This window comes from Sagittula sp. P11 (assembly GCF_002814095.1).
Taxonomy (GTDB): Bacteria; Pseudomonadota; Alphaproteobacteria; order Rhodobacterales; family Rhodobacteraceae; genus Sagittula.
This window is the reverse complement of the sequence record NZ_CP021913.1, coordinates 2,045,939-2,064,851: the sequence shown is the minus strand read 5'-3', so window position 1 is coordinate 2,064,851 and position 18,913 is coordinate 2,045,939. Positions and strand designations below refer to the sequence as shown.

At 66.1% G+C, this 18,913-nt stretch carries 19 protein-coding genes; 14 read left to right on the top strand and 5 right to left on the bottom strand.

All coding sequences use genetic code 11. The annotated features are described in order from the left end of the window. The first annotated feature begins 31 nt into the window (after positions 1 to 31). Together CDO87_RS10095 and CDO87_RS10090 are read left to right on the top strand one after the other, a co-directional pair. Positions 32 to 1,261 (top strand): class I SAM-dependent RNA methyltransferase, encoded by a 1,230-nt coding sequence (locus CDO87_RS10095; protein WP_100928658.1) that lies wholly within the window; start codon positions 32 to 34, stop codon positions 1,259 to 1,261. 59 nt (positions 1,262 to 1,320) lie between these two features. Then, positions 1,321 to 1,818 carry a murein L,D-transpeptidase family protein gene (locus tag CDO87_RS10090; RefSeq protein WP_100928657.1) on the top strand — a complete coding sequence of 166 codons (498 nt, stop codon included), beginning with the start codon at positions 1,321 to 1,323 and terminating at the stop codon, positions 1,816 to 1,818. Between the two features lie 76 nt (positions 1,819 to 1,894). On the opposite strand, the gene CDO87_RS10085 is transcribed toward CDO87_RS10090, so the two are convergent. Continuing rightward, positions 1,895 to 2,452, bottom strand: coding sequence for a CAP domain-containing protein (locus CDO87_RS10085; protein WP_100928656.1), 558 nt, complete (start codon positions 2,450 to 2,452; stop codon positions 1,895 to 1,897). 171 nt (positions 2,453 to 2,623) lie between these two features. Between CDO87_RS10085 and CDO87_RS10080 the strand changes: the two genes are divergently transcribed. Together CDO87_RS10080 and CDO87_RS10075 are read left to right on the top strand one after the other, a co-directional pair. Further along, positions 2,624 to 3,220 carry a L,D-transpeptidase gene (locus CDO87_RS10080; protein WP_100928655.1) on the top strand — a complete coding sequence of 199 codons (597 nt, stop codon included), beginning with the start codon at positions 2,624 to 2,626 and terminating at the stop codon, positions 3,218 to 3,220. A gap of 147 nt (positions 3,221 to 3,367) precedes the next feature. Next, positions 3,368 to 3,565: a hypothetical protein gene (locus CDO87_RS10075; RefSeq protein WP_040604523.1), complete on the top strand. Its 198-nt coding sequence runs from the start codon at positions 3,368 to 3,370 to the stop codon at positions 3,563 to 3,565. Positions 3,566 to 3,694: 129 nt separating this feature from the next. Here CDO87_RS10075 and hemH read toward each other — a convergent pair whose 3' ends face one another. Continuing rightward, positions 3,695 to 4,759, bottom strand: a complete 1,065-nt coding sequence (gene hemH, locus CDO87_RS10070) for a ferrochelatase (protein ID WP_100928654.1) — start codon at positions 4,757 to 4,759, stop codon at positions 3,695 to 3,697. Positions 4,760 to 4,817: 58 nt separating this feature from the next. Then, positions 4,818 to 5,636, bottom strand: a complete 819-nt coding sequence (locus CDO87_RS10065) for an SAM-dependent methyltransferase (protein WP_100928653.1) — start codon at positions 5,634 to 5,636, stop codon at positions 4,818 to 4,820. Between CDO87_RS10065 and CDO87_RS10060 the strand changes: the two genes are divergently transcribed. From CDO87_RS10060 to CDO87_RS10045, 4 genes are read left to right on the top strand one after another with little or no spacing between them, the layout of a single operon-like run. Next, a complete protein-coding gene (locus CDO87_RS10060; RefSeq protein ID WP_254698403.1) occupies positions 5,637 to 6,380 on the top strand; it encodes a ComF family protein in 744 nt (247 codons plus the stop codon). A gap of 39 nt (positions 6,381 to 6,419) precedes the next feature. Then, positions 6,420 to 6,677 carry a glutaredoxin 3 gene (gene grxC / locus CDO87_RS10055; protein WP_100928651.1) on the top strand — a complete coding sequence of 86 codons (258 nt, stop codon included), beginning with the start codon at positions 6,420 to 6,422 and terminating at the stop codon, positions 6,675 to 6,677. Then, positions 6,677 to 7,513: a carbon-nitrogen hydrolase family protein gene (locus CDO87_RS10050; protein ID WP_100928650.1), complete on the top strand. Its 837-nt coding sequence runs from the start codon at positions 6,677 to 6,679 to the stop codon at positions 7,511 to 7,513. Before grxC ends, CDO87_RS10050 begins: the two co-directional genes overlap by 1 nt. Beyond that, positions 7,510 to 7,941, top strand: a complete 432-nt coding sequence (locus CDO87_RS10045; RefSeq protein ID WP_100928649.1) for a MarR family winged helix-turn-helix transcriptional regulator — start codon at positions 7,510 to 7,512, stop codon at positions 7,939 to 7,941. Before CDO87_RS10050 ends, CDO87_RS10045 begins: the two co-directional genes overlap by 4 nt. A 103-nt stretch (positions 7,942 to 8,044) precedes the next feature. On the opposite strand, the gene ubiG is transcribed toward CDO87_RS10045, so the two are convergent. Continuing rightward, positions 8,045 to 8,785 carry a bifunctional 2-polyprenyl-6-hydroxyphenol methylase/3-demethylubiquinol 3-O-methyltransferase UbiG gene (ubiG, locus tag CDO87_RS10040; RefSeq protein WP_100928648.1) on the bottom strand — a complete coding sequence of 247 codons (741 nt, stop codon included), beginning with the start codon at positions 8,783 to 8,785 and terminating at the stop codon, positions 8,045 to 8,047. A gap of 47 nt (positions 8,786 to 8,832) precedes the next feature. Here ubiG and pip point away from each other — a divergent pair, with 47 nt between their 5' ends. The 5 genes from pip (at position 8,833) to CDO87_RS10015 (ending at position 15,372) form a co-directional block, all read left to right on the top strand. Beyond that, positions 8,833 to 9,831 carry a prolyl aminopeptidase gene (pip, locus tag CDO87_RS10035; RefSeq protein ID WP_100928647.1) on the top strand — a complete coding sequence of 333 codons (999 nt, stop codon included), beginning with the start codon at positions 8,833 to 8,835 and terminating at the stop codon, positions 9,829 to 9,831. 40 nt (positions 9,832 to 9,871) lie between these two features. Continuing rightward, positions 9,872 to 10,867, top strand: a complete 996-nt coding sequence (locus tag CDO87_RS10030; protein ID WP_100928646.1) for an ABC transporter permease — start codon at positions 9,872 to 9,874, stop codon at positions 10,865 to 10,867. Next, on the top strand, positions 10,864 to 12,060 hold the full coding sequence (locus CDO87_RS10025; RefSeq protein ID WP_100928645.1) for an ABC transporter permease: 1,197 nt from the start codon (positions 10,864 to 10,866) through the stop codon (positions 12,058 to 12,060). The genes CDO87_RS10030 and CDO87_RS10025 overlap by 4 nt, the downstream gene beginning before the upstream one ends. Positions 12,061 to 12,063: 3 nt before the next feature. Continuing rightward, complete coding sequence (locus CDO87_RS10020; RefSeq protein WP_100928644.1) at positions 12,064 to 13,713, top strand: ABC transporter ATP-binding protein; 1,650 nt, start codon at positions 12,064 to 12,066, stop codon at positions 13,711 to 13,713. A gap of 108 nt (positions 13,714 to 13,821) precedes the next feature. Further along, entirely contained in the window at positions 13,822 to 15,372 is a 1,551-nt protein-coding gene (locus CDO87_RS10015) for an ABC transporter substrate-binding protein (RefSeq protein WP_100928643.1), read from the top strand. A 211-nt stretch (positions 15,373 to 15,583) separates the two neighbouring features. Here CDO87_RS10015 and CDO87_RS10010 read toward each other — a convergent pair whose 3' ends face one another. Next, a complete protein-coding gene (locus CDO87_RS10010) occupies positions 15,584 to 17,068 on the bottom strand; it encodes an MORN repeat-containing protein (RefSeq protein WP_100930914.1) in 1,485 nt (494 codons plus the stop codon). 145 nt (positions 17,069 to 17,213) lie between these two features. Between CDO87_RS10010 and CDO87_RS10005 the strand changes: the two genes are divergently transcribed. After that, the gene (locus CDO87_RS10005; protein WP_100928642.1) at positions 17,214 to 18,872 is read left to right on the top strand and encodes an NAD+ synthase; all 1,659 of its coding nucleotides are present in this window, start codon (positions 17,214 to 17,216) and stop codon (positions 18,870 to 18,872) included. The last annotated feature ends 41 nt before the right edge of the window (positions 18,873 to 18,913 follow it).

Here is an 18,913-nt window from a genome sequence, read left to right as displayed (position 1 = left end):
TGTGCAAAGACGAAGCAGGGGGTGGGTCTCCATGACCGAAGACATGCGTGTGACGGTGGAGCGTCTCGGGCACCACGGCGACGGGATTGCCGCGGGTCCGGTCTACGTGCGCGGCGCGCTGCCCGGCGAGGTGGTCGAGGGCGCGGTGACCAGCGGCGTCATGCTGTCCCCGCGGATCGTGACCCCCGTACCAGAGCGTGTCTCGCCGCCCTGCCGCCACGCGAAGGCCTGCGGCGGCTGCCAGTTGCAGCACGCCGCCGATCCCTTCGTCGAAGGCTGGAAGGTCGACGTGGTGGCGCGGGCCCTGTCGGCGCAGGGGATCGAGACGGAGCTGCGGCCCATCGTGACCTCTCCGCCCCGGTCGCGGCGGCGCGCGGGTTTCTCGGCCCGGCGGACCAAGAAGGGCGCACTGGCCGGTTTCCATGCCAAGGCCTCCGACGTGGTGATCGCGGTTCCCGATTGCCAGCTTGTCCGCCCCGCACTGGCGGCGGCCCTGCCGATGGTAGAGGAACTGGCGGTCGCCGGCGCCTCCCGCAAGGGCGAGCTGTCGGTGCAGGTGACGGAGACGCTGGGCGGTCTGGACGTGGTCGTGACCGGAGGAAAGGCGGTGGACGACGCCTTTCGCGTGACGCTCGCGGGGATGGCGCAGAAGCACAACCTGGCGCGGCTGGCGTGGGATGACGAGGTCCTGACCCTGCATCCGCCCGCGCACCGCTTCGGCGATGCGGAGGTCGTGCCGCCCCCGGGCGCCTTCCTGCAGGCCACGGCAGAGGGCGAGGCCGCGCTGCTGGCGGGCGTGGAAGTGGCGCTTGAGGGCTGTTCCCACATGGCCGACCTTTTTGCGGGCTGCGGGACCTTCGCGCTGCCGCTGGCCTCCCGCGGGAAGGTCCATGCGGTGGAAGGCGACGCCGCCATGGCGCGTGCGCTGGACAAGGGCTGGCGGCAGGGCAAGGGGCTGCGCCACGTCACGCACGAGGCGCGCGACCTGTTCCGCAACCCGCTTCTGCCGGACGAACTCGCGCGCTTCGACGGGGTGGTGATCGACCCGCCCCGCGCCGGGGCCGAAGCCCAGGTGGCAGAGCTGGCAAACGCCCGCGTGCCGCGAATCGCTTACGTGTCCTGCAACCCGGTCAGCTACGCCCGGGACGCGGCACGGCTGATCTCGGCGGGATACAGCCTCGACTGGGTGCGGGTGGTGGATCAGTTCCGCTGGTCGACCCACGTAGAGCTGGTTTCGCAGTTCACGCTGGCGAAATCGTGAGATGTCCAGCCGTGGATAATTGGTGTATGGTCGCAAAAAATGTTCAGGGGCAGTGAACAATGCGATTTCTGAAACTCGGCCTTCTTCTGCTGGCCGTACTGGGCGCCTCGGCGTGTTCCAGCAAGTTCTACACGTACCGCGGGCCGGAAGTGACCCAGGTCGTGGTCAACAAGGGCGAGCGTCGGCTTCACCTGTTGCACCATGACAAGGTGCTGAAGTCCTACGACGTGGGTCTGGGCTTTGCGCCGCAGGGGCACAAGTTCATCGAGGGCGACGGCAAGACGCCGGAAGGCAACTACTTCATCGACCGCCGCAATCCGAACAGCAAATTCTACCTGTCGATCGGCATCAGCTATCCCAACCCGGTGGACCGGATGACCGCGCAGGAACTGGGCAAGAGCCCGGGCGGCGATATCTTCATCCACGGGCAGGGGCCGAGCTATCGCAAGGGCAGTCCGCGCGACTGGACTGCCGGCTGCATTGCCGTGACCGACAAGCAGATGCGCGACATCTACGCGATGGTGCAGGACGGCACGCCGATCCAGATCAATCCCTGAACGAAAAACGCGCCGGACCTTCGGGATCCGGCGCGCGTTAACCTTTTGTAAAGGTTGGAGGTTTCGCGGCGAAACCTCAGGTCTGCAGACCGGGGGTCGAGGCCATGCCGGACGCGCCGGTCACCAGGCACCACCAGATCTTGCCATTGTTTTCCTGATACCAGGCAAAGCCCATCTCGGTCGCAGAGGAATCGAGGATGACGTTGCGGGTCGGCGTCTCTTCCATCCAGGCCGAAAGGGTTTCCAGCTCGGTCTCGTAGGTTTCCGAGATCGCTTCGCCCACGAGGCGGCCGGTGTAGCCCACGCGCTGCACCCGGTCGATCGGCGAGGAGCCGTCGGAGCCGAAGTGCCACGGGCGGTTCTGGACCGACATGTCGCGGGCATGGGTTGCGGCGGCGGCCTGCAGCTTGTTGTCGAGCGTCAGGGCCGGGGCGCCGGAGGCCTGGCGCAGCGCGTTCACCGCATCGAGCATCCGGTATTCGATCTGGCCGCGCTGCCCGGGTCCGATCCGGTAGACGCGGGGCAGGGGTCTGCCGTCCGGTCCGACCCCTCCGCCACCGGTCGGTGCAGGCGACGTGGTGCAGGCTGCAAGCGCTGCGAAGGAGGACAGGATCAGGAAGGCGCGACGGTTCATAGGGACTGCTCTCGCATTTAAGGCGTTTCGACTGCCTTACCGCGCCGTGCGTTGCGGATCAAACGCACATCGGCGTGAAGCTGCGTGATGACAAGCCTTTGAATTGCGACTGAGGCATTCAGGCCATATTATACCCACAGGCAGGACTTCCCCTGATCAGGAGCTTGAATCATGGCTGACACGCCACGCTTTACCATTGGCCGCCGTGCATTTCTTGCCGCGACAGCCGCTACCCTTGCGACACCGGCACTGGCACAGGTGAACGGAGCAGGCACGACGGAGATCGAGCGCGAACTGAATTCCTCGGTGCGCCGCAACATCTCCAGCTTCCGGACGCTGAACTGGCAGCCGTACTTCTCGAACCTTTCGAAAGGTGCGATTCTCGTCGATATTTCCTCGCGCGCGCTGCACTACTGGCAGGAAAGCGGGCAGTATCACCTGTACCCGTGCTCGGTTCCGCTGACCGAGGACCTGACGCGCCGCGGCCGTACCTCGATCACGCTGAAGGACCCGAACCCGGACTGGCGCCCGACCCCGGCGATGAAGATCCGCAACCCGGAGTGGCCGGACTATGTCGGCCCCGGCCCGGACAACCCGCTGGGCACCCGCGCGATGCACCTGAGCTGGCAGTATTACCGCATCCACGGCACCCACGACACGCGCAAGATCGGCCGCCGCTCCTCGAACGGCTGCATCGGTCTTTACAACGAGCATATCGAGGCCCTGTACGAGATGGCGTCCGTGGGCACTCAGGTGTTGCTAATTTGACGACACTCGGGCGAGCGGCGAATTTCGCGCGTTAAGAAGCAATTGCAAAGCCTTCGAAATGCTGCTTAGAACGAGTCACGAGGTAAGTCTTGGGTGCCTGTCGTACGGACCACTATGGCCGCGGCAGGCGAATATCTGGAGGATAACATGAAGAAACTCGCACTCGCCGCCGCATTTGCAGCTGCTGCAACTTCCGCAATGGCCGGTTCCTACGCTAAGGACGACGTTGTCATGGAAGTCGAGCCGGTTGTTGTTGTTGAAGAGACCCAGGCGTCTTCTTCTTCCGCAGCTCTGCTGATCCCGCTGCTGCTGATCGCAATCGTTGCGGCTGCTGCTGCTGACTAATCGTCAGAAGCACCCGCAACCGTGCGGGCTTTGAGAATAGAAAAGGCGGTGCAACGGCACCGCCTTTTTCATTTCCGGGTCAAGGTGTGGCGGGTCCGGGGGCGTCTGCCCCAAGACCTGCCTTCTTTTTCAGCGGACCCAGCCTGACAGGTTTTCGCCGATCACCGTGCTGAGCGCCTCGATGTGGGCGTCGTCGTCGTTCAGGCAGGGGATGTAGGTGAAGCTCTCGCCGCCGGCGTGTTCGAAGCTCTCCTTGATCTCCTCGTTGATCTCTTCCAGCGTTTCGATGCAGTCCGCCGAGAAGGCCGGGGCGCAGATGGCGATGCGCTTCACGCCGTCTTCCTTCGCCAGCCGGGCGACCTCTTCGACGGTGTAGGGACGCAGCCAGTCCTCGGGGCCGAACTGGCTCTGGAACGTGGTCTTGATCTGCGAATCGTCCCATCCGAGCCGCTCTTTCAGCAGGCGCGTCGTCTTCTGGCACTGGCAGTGATAGGGGTCGCCTTCCATAAGGTAGCGCTGCGGCAGGCCGTGATAGGAACAGATCAGCAGTTCGGGCTTCTGCTCGGCCGCGGCGTAGGCGCGTTCGACCGACTGGGCCAGCGCCTCCACGTATTTCGGATGCTCGAAGTAGGGATCGACGATCCGCGCGGTGGGTTGCCATTTCTCGGCCATGAGGGCGCGGAAGAACTGGTCGTTCGCGGTGCCGGAGGTGGCGCCCGCGTATTGCGGGTAAAGCGGGAAGAACAGGATCTTGCGGCAGCCCTTTTCCACCAGCTCGCGGACCTTCGACTGGGTCGAGGGGTTGCCGTAGCGCATGCAGAAGGCGACCTCCACCTGGTCGCCGTATTCTTCGGCCATGCGGGCGGCGATCTTGGCGGTCTTCGCCTTGGTGATCGTCATCAGCGGCGACTCGTTCGCCTCGTTGTTCCAGATGGAGCGGTAGGCGGCGCCGGAGGTGAAGGGCCGCTTGGACAGGATCACCAGTTGCAGGAGCGGCTGCCATTTCCAAGGCGCGTAGTCGATCACGCGGCGGTCCGACAGGAACTCGTTCAGGTAGCGCCGCATGGACCAGTAATCGTGGCCGTCCGGCGTGCCGAGGTTGGCGAGCAGGACGCCCACCTTCCCGGTTGCGACCTTCGGGTGGTCAGAGGGGGCGTGCGCGGGCCGCGTCCCGGTCGTCGTGCCATCCAGCATCGGTTATGTCCCCTTTTTGGAATGTTTCGCCAGCTAGGTATCGCGTCATGCTGGCAGGTCAATCTTTCAACGGCGTTTCCTGCGTGCCCAGGGCATCGGCCAGACGCTTTGCCGCGCTGCCGGGGCGGAGGGGCTGCGGCTGGCTGGCGTCGGGCGCCCAGCCGGTCAGGGTCAGGATCTCGAAGGTAGCGCGGACGCGACCGTCCTTTGCCGGGTAGCTTTCGGCGTAGATCTCGGCGGCGCGCATGAGGACGCGGCGGCGGGTGAAGCGCCTGATCCGCGCGTCGAGCGCGTTGCCCTCGCCCATGGCGCGGAGTTCCTGCATCAGGTGCAGCGCATTGCGGTAGCTCACGTCGAGCGGGGCGCTGTCGGCCACCGGCAGGGCCAGACCGGCGCGCTGCATCAGGGCGCCCAGATCGCGGATCTCGGCCATGGGCAGGACGCGGGGCGAGAGGCCGCCGGTCACTTCGGCCTCGGCCTGGCCAAGAGCTGCGCGCAACTCGTGCAGCGTCTGGCCGCCGAACGCAAGCACGAGGGCAAGGCCATCGGGTCTCAGCGCGTGCCGCACCTGGATGAGCTGGCCCACCGGATCGTCGGCCCAGTGCAGGCAGAGCGCGTGGATCACGAGGTCATGGGCGCCGGGGGTCAGGTCGAGGATCTCCGTATCCTCGACAAGGCGCGCCTCCGGAAAGGTCTGCCGCCAGACATCGGGGAAGGGCGTCACCACGGCGGGGGCGGTAAACGTCCTGTTAACCATGGCGAGCCGATCCTCCGCCTCGTCCCGCGCGATGTCGTGCAGGAACAGCGCGCCCTTGTCGGCGCGGCGGCGGTTGCGGGTCAGGGCGGCCCGGTCGGTCAGGCGGGGAGGGGTGTCCATATGAGAGCAGATAATTTCTGGACCGCGCGGATGCAAACCCTCCTGCAGCTTGTTTATCCGCCGCGCTGCCTGTCCTGCAGCGGGCTGGTGGAGACGGATTTCGGCCTTTGCGGCGCCTGCTGGCGCGAGACGCGGTTCATCACCGGCCTGACCTGCGACCTGTGCGGGGTGCCGCTGCCGGGGGAGTCCGGGACGGTGGAGCATTGCGACGACTGCCTGACGGTTGCGCGTCCGTGGGTGAAGGGACGGGCGGCGCTGGTCTATGCGGACGTGGGGCGGCGGCTGGTGCTGGCGCTGAAGCATGGCGACCGGCAGGACATCGCGGCACCCGCGGCGGCGTGGATGGCCCGGGTCAGCCGCGACATGGTGACGCCGGAGACGCTGGTGGTGCCTGTGCCGCTGCACCTGCACCGCCACCTTTCGCGGCGCTACAACCAGTCGGCGCTGCTGGCCCGGGCCCTGGCGCGCAGGCTGGGGATCGACTGGTGCCCCGACGCGCTGCTGCGGCGGCAGGCGACGCCGCTGCTGGACGGCAAGACGCGCGCCCAGCGGTTCGAGGTGTTGTCGGGCCGGATCGCCGCCCGCGCCGGGCGCGAAGGGCTGATGGCGGGCCGGCGGGTGCTGCTGGTGGACGACGTGATGACCACGGGCGCGACGCTCGCCGCCTCGGCCGAGGCCTGTCTGTCTGCGGGCGCACAGGAGGTATGCGTCTCCGTTCTGGCGCGCGTCGCCAAAGACCCCTAAGTTTCCGTCAAAGGTCCATGGACCGAAAGGAAACGCACCATGCAAAACGTCGAAATCTATTCCACCCCGATCTGCGGCTACTGCCACGCGGCCAAAAAGCTCCTGACCTCCAAGGGGGTCACGTTCCACGAGATCGATGTCATGCGCGAACCCGCGCGCCGTTCGGAGATGATGGACCGCGCCCACGGCCGCCACACCGTGCCGCAGATCTTCATCGGCGAGACCCACGTCGGCGGCTACGACGACCTGGCGGCGCTGGAGCGGGAGGGCAAGCTCGACCCGTTGCTGGCGGGCTGATGCGGGTTGCCCTGCTGCAGATGACCTCCTCCGACGATCCGGGGGACAACCTCGCCACCATGCGCAGGATGCTGAAGGAGGCGAAGGCCGACGGTGCGGAGATCGCGCTGACGCCGGAGGTGTGCAACTGCGTCTCGATGGACCGCGCGCACCAGACGGAGGTCCTGCGGCAGGAGGGTGACGACAGGGTGCTGGCCGGGCTGTGCGCGCAGGCGGCGGCGAGCGGCCTCTGGGTGCTGGCGGGGTCGCTGGCGCTGAAGGCCGAACCGCCGGAAGACCGCTTCGTCAACCGGTCGTTCCTGATCGATCCCTCGGGCGGCATCGTGGCGCGCTACGACAAGATGCACATGTTCGACGTGCAGGTGTCGGAGACGGAAACCTACAGGGAATCGTCGGGCTATGCGCCGGGGTCGCAGGCGGTGGTCGCGCGGACCGACGTCGGTGTCATCGGCCTGACGGTCTGCTACGACCTGCGGTTTGCCTACCTCTACCGGGCACTGGCGCAGGCGGGCGCCGAGATCCTGACCGTGCCGGCAGCCTTTTCGCCCGGTACGGGGCCGGCGCACTGGATGCCGCTGTTGCAGGCGCGGGCGATCGAGACCGGCTGTTTCGTGCTTGCCCCGGCGCAATGCGGCACACATCCGGCGCGCCATGGCCGGGCACGCAAGACCTGGGGCCATTCGCTGGTGGTCTCGCCCTGGGGCGAGGTGATCCTCGACGCCGGGACGAAGCCCGGGGTGCACGTGGTCGACATCGACCTGTCGGAAGTGGCCGAGGCGCGGCGCAAGGTGCCCGCCCTGACCCACGACCGCGCATTCACGGGTCCGGAGACATGAGCGACGGCAGCGCGCTTGCCATCTCGCTGTTCAGCGAGCTGCTGGTCGCGGATCAGCTCTTGCGGGCGCGGCTGACCAAGGTGCTGCCGAACCGGATGGAGATCTCGCACTTCTCGGTGCTGAACCAGCTTGCGCGCGGCGGCGAGAAGAGCCCGGCGCAACTGGCCCGGTCGTTTCATGTGACGCGGGGCGCCATGACCAACACGCTGTCGAAGCTGGAGATCGCAGGTTACGTGCACATCCGGCCCGACTGGGACGACGCGCGGCGCAAGATGGTGTCGATCTCGCCCGCGGGGCGTTCGGCGCGCGATGCGGCGCTTGCGGCGATCACGCCGCTGATCGACGAGGTGATGACCGACCTTGGCGACGAGAAGGTGCGCGCCGCGATCCCGGTGTTGCGGGAGTTGCGCGGCAAGCTGGAGGGGTAGTGCCCGCTGTCGTGCGGAACAGGGGGCGCTGCCCCCGCCGCTCCTGCGGAGCGGCTCCCCCGAGGTATTTTCCGCCAAGATGAAGGGTGGGGCCGGGTGCGGTTCAGGACGCGGGGGCGAGCGCGGCGGTCACGTAGTTGACGGAGAGGTCGCGGTCGGAGATCGACCAGCGCCAGGAGACCGGGTTGAACACGTAGCCCTTGCGGTCCACCGGCTCGAGCCCGGCGCGGCGCATGAGCTCGTAAAGCTCGTCCGGGGTGATGAACTTCGACCATTCGTGGGTGCCCTTCGGCAGCCAGCGCATCACGTATTCCGCGCCGACGATCGCCATGGCGAAGCTCTTCGGGTTGCGGTTGATGGTCGAGCAGAGGTGCAGGCCGCCGGGTTTCAGCAGGCGGCGGCAGGCGGTCAGGTAGGCCAGCGGGTCGGCCACGTGTTCGACCACTTCCATGTTCAGCACGACATCGAATCGCTCGCCCGCCTCGGCGAGGTCTTCGGCGGTGGTGTGGCGGTAGTCGATGTCGAGGCCGGACTGCGCGGCGTGCGCCTCGGCCACGGGAATGTTGCGAGGGGCGGCGTCGACGCCCACGACCTCGGCACCGAGGCGGGCCATGGGTTCGCAGAGCAGCCCGCCGCCGCAGCCGATGTCAAGGATGCGCAGGCCCGCGAAGGGTTTTCCGGTGCCGAGCCGGCGGTCGAATTCGCCGGCGATCTGGGTGGTGATGTAGTCGAGCCGCACCGGGTTCATCATGTGCAGAGGCTTGAACTTGCCGTTCGGATCCCACCACTCGGCGGCCATTGCCTCGAATTTAGCGATCTCGGATGCGTCGACGGTTGTCGTCATGACATTCCCCATGGTCTTTCCCTATGCTTGGCCAATATAGGTAGGACATGGACAAAATCCCGGGCCAAAAGCGCGCAGCGCAGTATCTATATCCTCCGGTTGACCCGTTCGATCAGCGTACGCTCGATACGGGTGACGGGCATCAGATCTATGTCGAGCAGTGTGGCAACCCCGACGGGTTGCCGGTGGTGGTGTTGCACGGTGGCCCGGGCGGCGGCTGCAGCCCGGCGATGCGGCGTTACTTCGACCCGCAGGTTTACCGCGTGGTGCTGTTCGACCAGCGCGGCTGCGGCCGGTCGAAGCCGCACGCCAGCGTGGTGAACAACACGACCTGGCACCTGGTGGCCGACATCGAGATGATCCGCGAGACGCTGGGCATCGACCGCTGGGCGGTGTTCGGTGGAAGCTGGGGCGCGACGCTGGCGCTGGTCTACGGCATCACCCATCCGGACCGGGTCAGCCACCTGGTTTTGCGCGGCGTCTTCATGATGACCAAGGCGGAGCTGGAATGGTTCTACGGCGGCGGCGCCGGGCAGTTCTGGCCGGAACCCTGGGCGCGGTTCACGCACCTGATCCCCGAGGAAGAGCGCGGCGACATGATCGGCGCCTACGCCAAGCGGCTTTTCTGCGGCGACCTGCCGACCGAGACGCGGCACGCGCAGGCCTGGTGCGCGTGGGAGAACGCGCTGGCCACGGTCTATTCCAACGGCAACGGGGGCGAGTCGCCGGGGCACTACGCCCGCGCCTTCGCCCGGCTGGAGAACCACTATTTCGCCAACGACGGCTTCCTCGAGCATGACGGCTGGATCCTGGCCAACATCGACCGGCTGAAGGGCACACCGGGGGTGATCGTGCAGGGGCGTTACGACATGATCTGCCCGCCACGCCGGGCATGGGAGCTGGCGCAGGCCTGGCCCGAGGCGGACCTTCGCATGGTGCGCAATGCCGGACATGCGCTGTCGGAACCGGGCATCAGTGGGGAATTGGTCAGAGCAATGGACGAAATATCCCGCCAAGAGGGTTTACATACAATGAGCGGCAGTTAATGTTGACTCCACAGTCAATAAAAAAAGAACCGCAGGGAACGTGAATCCGGTCCTAACCATCATCCTGCAGCGTCTGGCCCTTGGCATCCTGACTCTGTTCATCGTCTCCATCGTGATCTTCGCGGCGGTCAACATGCTGCCCGGCGACTTTGCCCAGGCCATCCTCGGTCAGGGCGCCACCCCGGAAGCGGTCGAGGCGATCCGGCGGGATCTCGGGCTCGACCAGTCCCCGGTGGTGCGGTACTTCGAATGGCTGTTCGACGCGCTGAGGGGCGATCTGGGCAATTCCTTCGCGCAGGCGAACTTCTCCTCCTTCGTGGGAACGGACAGCGGCGTGCGGACCACGGTGGCGGCACAGATCGCGCCGCGCTTTGCCAACACCATGTTCCTTGCGGGCGTGACGGCGGCGATTGCCGTGCCCTTCGCGGTGACGCTGGGCGTGCTGGCCGCGCTCTACCGGAACTCCGTCTTCGACAAGACGGCGAACATCGTGTCGCTGACCTCCGTCTCCTCGCCGGAATTCTTCCTCGCTTACCTGCTGATCCTGTTCCTCGCGGTGCTGAACCCGGTCCTGCCGAGCCTGTCGAACATCTACGAAGGCATGAGCTTTGGCGAACGGCTGGAAAAGACGCTGCTGCCGGCGCTGACGCTGACTCTGGTGGTGACGGCGCAGATGATGCGCATGACGCGGGCAGCGATCATCAACCTGCTGGCCTCTCCGTATATCGAGATGGCGCGCCTGAAGGGGATCAAGCCGATGCGGGTGATCGTCCGCCACGCGCTGCCCAATGCGCTGGCACCGATCATCAACGTCATCGCCCTGAACCTCGCCTATCTCATCACCGGCGTGGTGGTGGTCGAAGTGGTGTTCGTCTACCCGGGCATCGGCCAGCTGTTCGTCGACAGCGTGAAGATCCGTGACATCCCGGTGGTGCAGGCCTGCTGCCTGATCTTCGCCGGGGCCTACATCCTGCTGAACCTGACGGCGGACATCATGTCGATCCTGACCAACCCCCGTCTGAGGCACCCGAAATGAGCATCTGGATCAAGGTCCTCATCGCGCTTGCCCTCGTGGCGGCGGCCGGCTGGCTTTTCCGCTTCGTCGGGCAGAAGGCGACCGGCAACAAACCCTACTTCCGCGACATGAACTATGCCGTGGCCTTCGGTTACGCGCTGGGCGTCGCGGTGATCATCGGCGGCATCTGGCTGTACTTCCAGCCCAAGGCGAACGAAGCGGGGGCGCCCGTCGCCTCTGTCCTTTATTTCCGCTGGACGGTGCAGGGGGTGGGCATCGCGGCCGCCGGGGCCTTCCTCTTCCGGCTGGTCGGGCGGCACGTGGGAACAGCCGGCACGCGGAAGATGTTCCAGCATATGCCGCTGACCGCGGCCTTCGGCATTCTCGTGATCCTGATCTACGCTTTCCTCGCGATCTTTGCCGGGGTTCTGGCGCCGCACGGGCAGGAGCAGGTCTTTGGCCAGGCCAACATCGTGCCGGGCGGCAATCCGGCGGTGGGCGGCAACCCGGATTTCCCGCTGGGCACCGACCAGATCGGCCGCGATATCCTGTCCCGCCTGATCTACGGTGCGCAGAACACGGTGGGCATCGCCTTTGCCACGACGGTCCTGGCCTTCCTGCTGGGCGGTACGCTGGGCTTCCTTGCCGCGACGCTGCAGGGCTGGATGGACCAGGTGCTGAGCCGGGGCGTCGACGTGCTGATGGCGATTCCGTCGCTGATCTTCTCGCTCCTGCTCATCACGGTGGCGAGCGCGTGGGTGTCTGGAACCGGGCTGACGATGGCCATGATCCTCATCATCGCGGTGATCGATTCGACGCGGGTGTTCCGTCTGGCGCGCGCCGTGGGGATGAACATCGTCGTCATGGACTATATCGAGGCGGCCAAGCTGCGCGGCGAGGGCCTGCTGTACCTCATCTTCAGAGAGATCCTGCCCAACGCCACCGCGCCGCTTCTGGCGGAGTTCGGCCTGCGGTTCTGCTTTGTCTTCCTGACGATTTCCGCGCTGTCGTTCCTTGGCCTCGGCATCCAGCCGCCGCTGGCCGACTGGGGAACGATGGTGAAGGACCTGTCGGCCTTCATCAACTACGCGGGTTTCGCGCCGCAGATCGCCGCCGCGCCGCTGCTGGCCGCGGGCGCCATTGCCCTGCTGACGGTCGCGGTGAACTTCGTGGTGGACTGGATGCTGCACCGAAGCTCGGGTCTGAAGGAGTAAGGAATGTCCGATCTGCTTGTCGAAATGCGCGATGTGCGGATCGAGGGGCGATCCGACGACACCTGGACCCCGATCGTCAAGGGCGTGGACCTGACCCTGAAGAAGGGCGAGGTCCTTGGCCTGATCGGCGAATCGGGGGCGGGCAAGTCGACGCTGGGCCTTGCCGCCATGGGGTTCTGCCGCGACGGCGTGCGGATTTCCGGCGGATCGGTGACCTTCGACGGGATCGACCTGCTGGCGGCGAGCGCGGAGACCAAGCGCCAGCTACTGGGCAAGCGCATCGCCTACGTGGCGCAATCTGCCGCGGCCTCCTTCAACCCGGCGCACAAGCTGATCGACCAGCACACCGAGGCGCCCGTTCAGCACGGCGTCGCATCGAAGTCCGAAAGCGCCGAGGACGGGGTGGAGCTGTACCGGCGTCTGCGCCTGCCCAACCCCGAAGAGATCGGCTTTCGCTATCCGCACCAGGTGTCTGGCGGTCAGTTGCAGCGCGCGATGACGGCGATGGCCATGGCTTGTCGCCCCGACCTCATCATCTTCGACGAGCCGACGACGGCGCTTGACGTGACCACGCAGATCGAGGTGCTGGCCTCCATCCGCGACATCGTCGAGCAGTTCGACACGGCGGCGATCTACATCACGCACGACCTGGCCGTGGTGGCGCAGATGGCCGACCGCATCAAGGTTCTGCTGAAGGGTGACGAGGTCGAAGAGAACGAAACCCGCGAGATGCTGTCCCACCCCAAGGAAGACTACACCAAGAGCCTCTGGGCCGTGCGGGAGTTCGTGCGGCCGGCCAAGCCAGCGCCCGCGCTGGATGCGACGCCGGTGATCTCGGTGCAGGGCGTGACGGCGGCCTATGGCCAGATCGACGTGCTGCACGACGTGAGCTTTGACATCCACGCGGGCCGGACGGTTGCGGTGGTGGGCGAAAGCGGGTCGGGCAAGTCGACCACCGCGCGTTGCATCACCGGGCTTCTGCCGCCGCGCATCGGGCGGATCGAGCTGGACGGAGACGTGCTGCCCCCGGACTATCGCAAGCGGTCGCGCGACCAGTTGCGGCAGATCCAGATGATCTACCAGATGGCGGACACGGCACTGAACCCGCGCCAGACCATCGGCGAGATCATCGGGCGTCCGGTGGAGTTCTACATGGGCCTGCGCGGCCGGGCAAAACGCGACCGGGTGGCAGAGCTGATGGAGCAGATCGAGCTGCCCGCGAAGCAGTACCTCCACCGCCTGCCGTCCGAGCTTTCAGGCGGGCAGAAACAGCGGATCGGGATCGCCCGCGCGCTGGCTGCCGAGCCGAAGTTCATCATCTGCGACGAGGTGACGAGCGCGCTCGACCAGCTTGTGGCAGAGGGCATTCTGCGTCTGCTGGCGCGGTTGCAGGACGAACTGGGCCTGTCCTACATGTTCATCACCCACGACCTTGCGACCGTGCGCTCCATCGCCGACGAGGTGGTTGTGATGAAGGACGGCGAGGTGGTCGAACAGGGCCCCAAGGCCGAGATGTTCAGGCCGCCGCACCATCCCTACACCGATCTCCTGCTGTCGTCGGTGCCGGAGATGGACCCGGACTGGCTGACGAACCTGCTGACGGAGCGTGGCGTGGACAACATCGGCGACGCCGCCGTGACCAGAATGGACTGACGGAAGGCGGGCATCGCTCGCGGGAAATTGCGTTTAAACTGCACGAAGAATCATTAAGTTCCCAACGGCCTCCGGGCTGCGGGGAGATAAAAACAGGGAGACGAAACAATGACACGTATCAGCAGACGCGGACTACTGACCACGGGTGCCGCTGCCGGTGTGCTGGCGGCCTCCGGCCTGCCCCTGCGCGCCCAGGCCAAGAAGGGCGGCCGCCTGCGGGCCGGCCTGTCCGGGGCCAACACCTCGGACAACTGGGACGGGCGGACACACTCCGACCTGTTCATGATCGCCTCCGCGCAGGGCGCGGTATTCGACAGCCTGACCGAGATCGCGCCGGACGGCTCGCTGCGCGGTGAACTGGCGACCGACTGGGAAGCGACGCCGGACGCGAAGACCTGGACGTTCAACCTGCGATCGGGCGTGACCTTCCACAACGGCAAGGCCTTTGGCGCGGACGACGTGATCGAGTCGCTGCAGATGCACATCGCGGAAGGCGCGAAGTCCGCCGCGAAGCCCATCGTCGAGCCCATCGTCGAGATGAAGAAGACCGGCGACCTGCAGGTGCAGCTGACGCTGGCCGAGGGCAACGCCGACCTGCCCTACCTGCTGTCCGACTACCACATCCTGATCTACCCGGCGGGCATGATCGAGGAGGCCATCGCCAAGGGCATCGGCACCGGCCTCTACCAGGTGCAGTCGTTCGAGCCGGGCGTGCGCTTTGTCGGCACCCGTTATCCCGATCACTACAAGGGTGACGAGGCGGGCTTCTTCGACGAGATCGAGTACATCGCGATCAACGACAACACCGCCCGCATGAACGCCCTGATGACCGGCCAGGTGGACGCCATCAACCGGATCGACTTCAAGACCGAGGCGCTCCTGAAGGCGAACCCGATGATCCGCATCCAGGAAGTGACGGGCAACCAGCACTACATCTTCCCGATGCTGACCAACCTGGCGCCCTACAGCGACGTCAACGTCCGCAAGGCGCTGAAGCACGGCATCAACCGCCAGGAGATGGTGGACAAGATCCTGCTGGGCCATGGCCAGGTGGGCAACGACAGCCCCATCGGCCCCGCCAACCAGTACTACCTCGAGATGGAGCAGCTTGCCTACGATCCCGACAAGGCGAAGTTCTACCTCAAGGAAGCCGGGATGGAGTCCATCGACATCGACCTCTCGGCGTCTTCGGCGGCGTTCGAGGGTGCGGTGGATGCGGCCCAGCTGTTCCAGGCCTCGGCCAAGGCGGGCGGCATCAACATAAACGTGGTGCAGGAACCGGCGGACGGCTACTGGTCGAACGTCTGGCTGAAGAAGCCGTTCTGTGCCTCTTACTGGTCGGGCCGCGCAACAGAGGACTGGATGTTCTCGACCGCCTACGCGGAAGGTGCGCCGTGGAACGACAGCCAGTGGGGTTCGGAAGACAGCGCCCGTTTCCAGGAGCTGCTCGTGAACGCCCGTGCCGAGCTCGATTCGGCGAAGCGCCGCGACATGTACGGCGAGATGCAGATGATCCTGCGCAACGAGGGCGGCGTGCTGGTGCCGATGTTCGCGAACTATGTCCAGGCGATCTCCAACAAGGTGGCGAGCCCGGACAAGGTCGGCAACCTCTGGCAGATGGACAACGCCCGCATGGCAGAGCGGTGGTGGATGGCCTGAGCCGTCACCCGTGCCGACAGTCTTTACCGGAACCAAGGAACGCCCCGCCTTCGTGCGGGGCGTTTTCGTTTGGTTTCAGGGGCGCTTGAATTGGGATCGCCGGGCTGCGTGATGCAGGTGGGGACGCCTCCGGCGGAGGTATTTTCGCCAAGATGAAGGGGCGGGCCGCGCCTGATGAGGGCGTCGGTCCGTTGTCCGTGCCGGTCGGGGATTACTCGCTGGCGGGCGGATCTTCGGGGGTGGCGGCGGTGTCTTCGGACCCGGGGGCATCCCCTGTCTCGGCGGTGCCGGGGGCGGGCGTGGTGGTGCTGTTGCGGGTCAGCGCGCCGCCGATCCATTCGCCGGTGGCCTGTTCGCCCGTGGCGTAGCGCATGGTGCCTTCGCCCTCGCGCTTGCCATTGCGGAACGAGCCTTCGTAGACGTCGCCGTTGGCGTAGGTGGCGACACCTTCGCCGTTGATCTCGCCGTTGGCCCAGGCGCCGACGTAGCGGAAGCCGGTCGGCATGGTGATCGTGCCCTGACCATGGCGCAGGCCGTCGCGGAACTGTCCCTCGTAGACCGTGCCGTCCGGGTAGGTGGCGGTGCCCGCGCCGTGGCGTTCGCCGTCCTGCCATTCGCCCTCGTAGCGGTAGCCGTCGGGATAGGTCATGATCCCGAAGCCGTCGTTGCGGGCGTTCACGAAGCCGCCCTCGTAGCGCAGGCCGTTCGGATAGGTGGCGATGCCCTTGCCGTCGATCACGCCATCGACCCAGGTGCCTTCGTAGGTTGCGCCGTCGGGATAGGTGATCTTGCCGGTGCCGTTGGCGAGGTCGCCGGTGAACTCACCCTCGTAGACCGAGCCGTCGGGGTAGGTGACCTTTCCCTGCCCCTCGATTTGGCCGGTGATCCAGTTGCCCTCGTAGCGGTAGCCGTCCTTGCCGATGAAGGTGCCGATGCCGTGGCGCTGGTCGTTGTTGAACTCGCCGTCGTAGACGTCGCCGGACACATAGGTGACCTTGCCCTGACCCTCGCGGCGGCCGTCGACCAGCGCACCTTCGTAGACGTCGCCGTTGGGCTGGGTGAGCTTGCCATTGCCGTCGATCTGGCCGTCGCGCCAGGTGCCTTCGTAGATCAGGCCGTCGGGCATCTCGAGCTTGCCCATGCCGTCGCGTTCGCCGTTGGCCACGCGGCCTTCGTAGACCGAACCGTCGGGGTAGGTGATCTTTGCGGTGCCTTCCTTGACGCCGTTCACCCACTGGCCGTCGTAGACGTAGCCGTTGGGCGCGGTCATCACGCCCTTGCCGTGGTGCAGCGCGTTGCGGAAGGCGCCCTCGTAGCGGACGCCGTTGGCGTAGGTTGCCACGCCCTGCCCGGTGATCTTGCCGTCGAGCCACGAGCCTTCGTAGGTGCCGCCGTCGGCGAAGGTGATCTTGCCCATGCCCTCGGGTTTGCCCTTGGCGAACTGGCCTTCGTAGATCGAGCCGTTGGGAAAGCGGGCGACGCCCTCGCCGCGGATCTCGCCCTCCACCCATTCGCCGGTGTATTCGTAGCCGTTGGGCAGGCGGTAGGTGCCGCGCCCGTGCTGGAGCCCGTCGAGGAAGGTGCCTTCGTACACCCCGCCGTCGTCGTATTCCTTCGTCACCACGTCCTCTTGGGACATGGCGGCAGAGCCCAGTGCGAGGGCGCCCAGAACAGACAGAATGCGAACGGTTTTCATGGCCTTGCCGCCCCCTCCCAGCGGGTGATTGAGGTCCCCCGAGTGGTAAAGGACGCGATGCCCCGGGGCAATGTCTTTTGCCATGGTGCGCTTTTCACCACCGCAAGCTGCCGCTATGTGGAGGACGACGACGAAAGGACGCGCGATGACCGACCGGTTCCGCCTGACGATGGCACAGCTCAATCCCACCGTGGGGGATCTTGCCGGAAACGCCGCCAAGGCGCGTGCCGCGTGGGAGGAAGGGCGCGCGCAGGGCGCCGACCTCGTGGCGCTGCCCGAGATGTTCATCACCGGCTACCAGGCGCAGGACCTGATCGTGAAGCCGGCCTTCGTCAATGCCGCCGTGCGCGAGATCGAGGCGCTGGCAGAGGCCTGTGCGGACGGCCCCGCGCTGGCCATCGGCGGGCCTTGTCCCGAAGGCGCGAAGCTGCACAATTCCTACTACGTCCTTCAGGGCGGCAAGATCGCTGCCGTGACGCACAAGTATTTCCTGCCCAACTTCAACGTCTTCGACGAGGTGCGGCTGTTCTCGCGCGATCAGTTGCAGGGTCCGGTCAGCATCAACGGCGTGCGCGTCGGCATGCCGGTCTGCGAGGATGCATGGTATCCGGACGTGGTCGAGGCGATGGAGGAATCGGGGGCGGAGATCCTCGTGGTGCCGAACGGCTCGCCCTATTTCCGCAACAAGTACGAGACGCGCCTGAACAAGATGATCGCCCGGGTGATCGAATCCGGGCTGCCGCTGGCCTACCTGAACATGGTGGGCGGGCAGGACGACCAGGTGTTCGACGGCGGCTCCTTCGTTTTGAACCCGCACGCGCGGCTTGCCGTGCAGCTGCCGGTGTTCGAGGAGGTCACGACCACCGTCGATTTCGTCCGGGGAGACGATGGCTGGAAGGCGGAGGAAGGCGCATTCGTCACCCATCCCGGCGCGTGGGAGCAGGATTACAACGTCATGGTCCTCGCCTTGCGCGACTATTGCCGCAAGACGGGATTCGGCAAGGTCCTGCTGGGCATGTCTGGGGGCGTCGATTCCGCCCTGGTCGCGACCATCGCCGTGGATGCGCTGGGGGCGGAGAACGTGCGCTGCGTGATGCTGCCGTCCGAATACACCTCCGAACATTCGCTGGAAGACGCCAAGGCCTGCGCCAATGCGCTGGGGTGCCGGTACGATTTCGTGCCGATCAGCAAGGGGCGCGACGCGATCACCGAGACGCTGGCGCCGCTGTTCGAGGGCACCGAGCCCGACCTGACGGAAGAGAACATCCAGTCCCGCCTGCGCGGGCTCTTGCTGATGGCGCTGTCGAACAAGTTCGGGGAAATGCTGCTGACCACCGGCAACAAGTCCGAGGTCGCGGTGGGCTATGCCACGATCTACGGCGACATGGCGGGCGGCTACAATCCGATCAAGGATCTCTACAAGACCCGCGTGTTCGAGACCTGCCGCTGGCGGAACGCCAACCATCGCGGCTGGATGAAGGGCCCGGAGGGCGAGGTCATCCCGGAACGGATCATCACCAAGCCGCCCTCGGCGGAACTGCGCGAAGACCAGAAGGACAGCGACTCGCTGCCCGATTACCCGGTGCTTGACGCGATCCTCGACATTCTCGTGGATCAGGACGGGTCGGTGTCGGATTGCGTGGCCGCTGGCTATGCCCAAGAGGACGCCATGCGGGTCCAGCATCTGCTCTACATCAGCGAATACAAACGGTTCCAGTCGGCGCCGGGCGCCCGGCTGACCAGCCGCGCCTTCTGGCTGGACCGCCGCTATCCGATCGTGAACCGCTGGCGGGACGAAGGCTAGGACGCATCGCGCCCAGCCTGCGGATCGCGCATGAAAAAAGG

Coding starts and splice junctions, on each gene's coding strand:
- CDO87_RS10095 (WP_100928658.1), top strand. CDS start 32: ATGACCGAAGACATGCGTGTGACGGTGGAGCGTCTCGGGCACCACGGC.
- CDO87_RS10090 (WP_100928657.1), top strand. CDS start 1,321: ATGCGATTTCTGAAACTCGGCCTTCTTCTGCTGGCCGTACTGGGCGCC.
- CDO87_RS10085 (WP_100928656.1), bottom strand. CDS start 2,452: ATGAACCGTCGCGCCTTCCTGATCCTGTCCTCCTTCGCAGCGCTTGCA.
- CDO87_RS10080 (WP_100928655.1), top strand. CDS start 2,624: ATGGCTGACACGCCACGCTTTACCATTGGCCGCCGTGCATTTCTTGCC.
- CDO87_RS10075 (WP_040604523.1), top strand. CDS start 3,368: ATGAAGAAACTCGCACTCGCCGCCGCATTTGCAGCTGCTGCAACTTCC.
- hemH (WP_100928654.1), bottom strand. CDS start 4,759: ATGCTGGATGGCACGACGACCGGGACGCGGCCCGCGCACGCCCCCTCT.
- CDO87_RS10065 (WP_100928653.1), bottom strand. CDS start 5,636: ATGGACACCCCTCCCCGCCTGACCGACCGGGCCGCCCTGACCCGCAAC.
- CDO87_RS10060 (WP_254698403.1), top strand. CDS start 5,637: ATGAGAGCAGATAATTTCTGGACCGCGCGGATGCAAACCCTCCTGCAG.
- grxC (WP_100928651.1), top strand. CDS start 6,420: ATGCAAAACGTCGAAATCTATTCCACCCCGATCTGCGGCTACTGCCAC.
- CDO87_RS10050 (WP_100928650.1), top strand. CDS start 6,677: ATGCGGGTTGCCCTGCTGCAGATGACCTCCTCCGACGATCCGGGGGAC.
- CDO87_RS10045 (WP_100928649.1), top strand. CDS start 7,510: ATGAGCGACGGCAGCGCGCTTGCCATCTCGCTGTTCAGCGAGCTGCTG.
- ubiG (WP_100928648.1), bottom strand. CDS start 8,785: ATGACGACAACCGTCGACGCATCCGAGATCGCTAAATTCGAGGCAATG.
- pip (WP_100928647.1), top strand. CDS start 8,833: ATGGACAAAATCCCGGGCCAAAAGCGCGCAGCGCAGTATCTATATCCT.
- CDO87_RS10025 (WP_100928645.1), top strand. CDS start 10,864: ATGAGCATCTGGATCAAGGTCCTCATCGCGCTTGCCCTCGTGGCGGCG.
- CDO87_RS10020 (WP_100928644.1), top strand. CDS start 12,064: ATGTCCGATCTGCTTGTCGAAATGCGCGATGTGCGGATCGAGGGGCGA.
- CDO87_RS10015 (WP_100928643.1), top strand. CDS start 13,822: ATGACACGTATCAGCAGACGCGGACTACTGACCACGGGTGCCGCTGCC.
- CDO87_RS10010 (WP_100930914.1), bottom strand. CDS start 17,068: ATGAAAACCGTTCGCATTCTGTCTGTTCTGGGCGCCCTCGCACTGGGC.
- CDO87_RS10005 (WP_100928642.1), top strand. CDS start 17,214: ATGACCGACCGGTTCCGCCTGACGATGGCACAGCTCAATCCCACCGTG.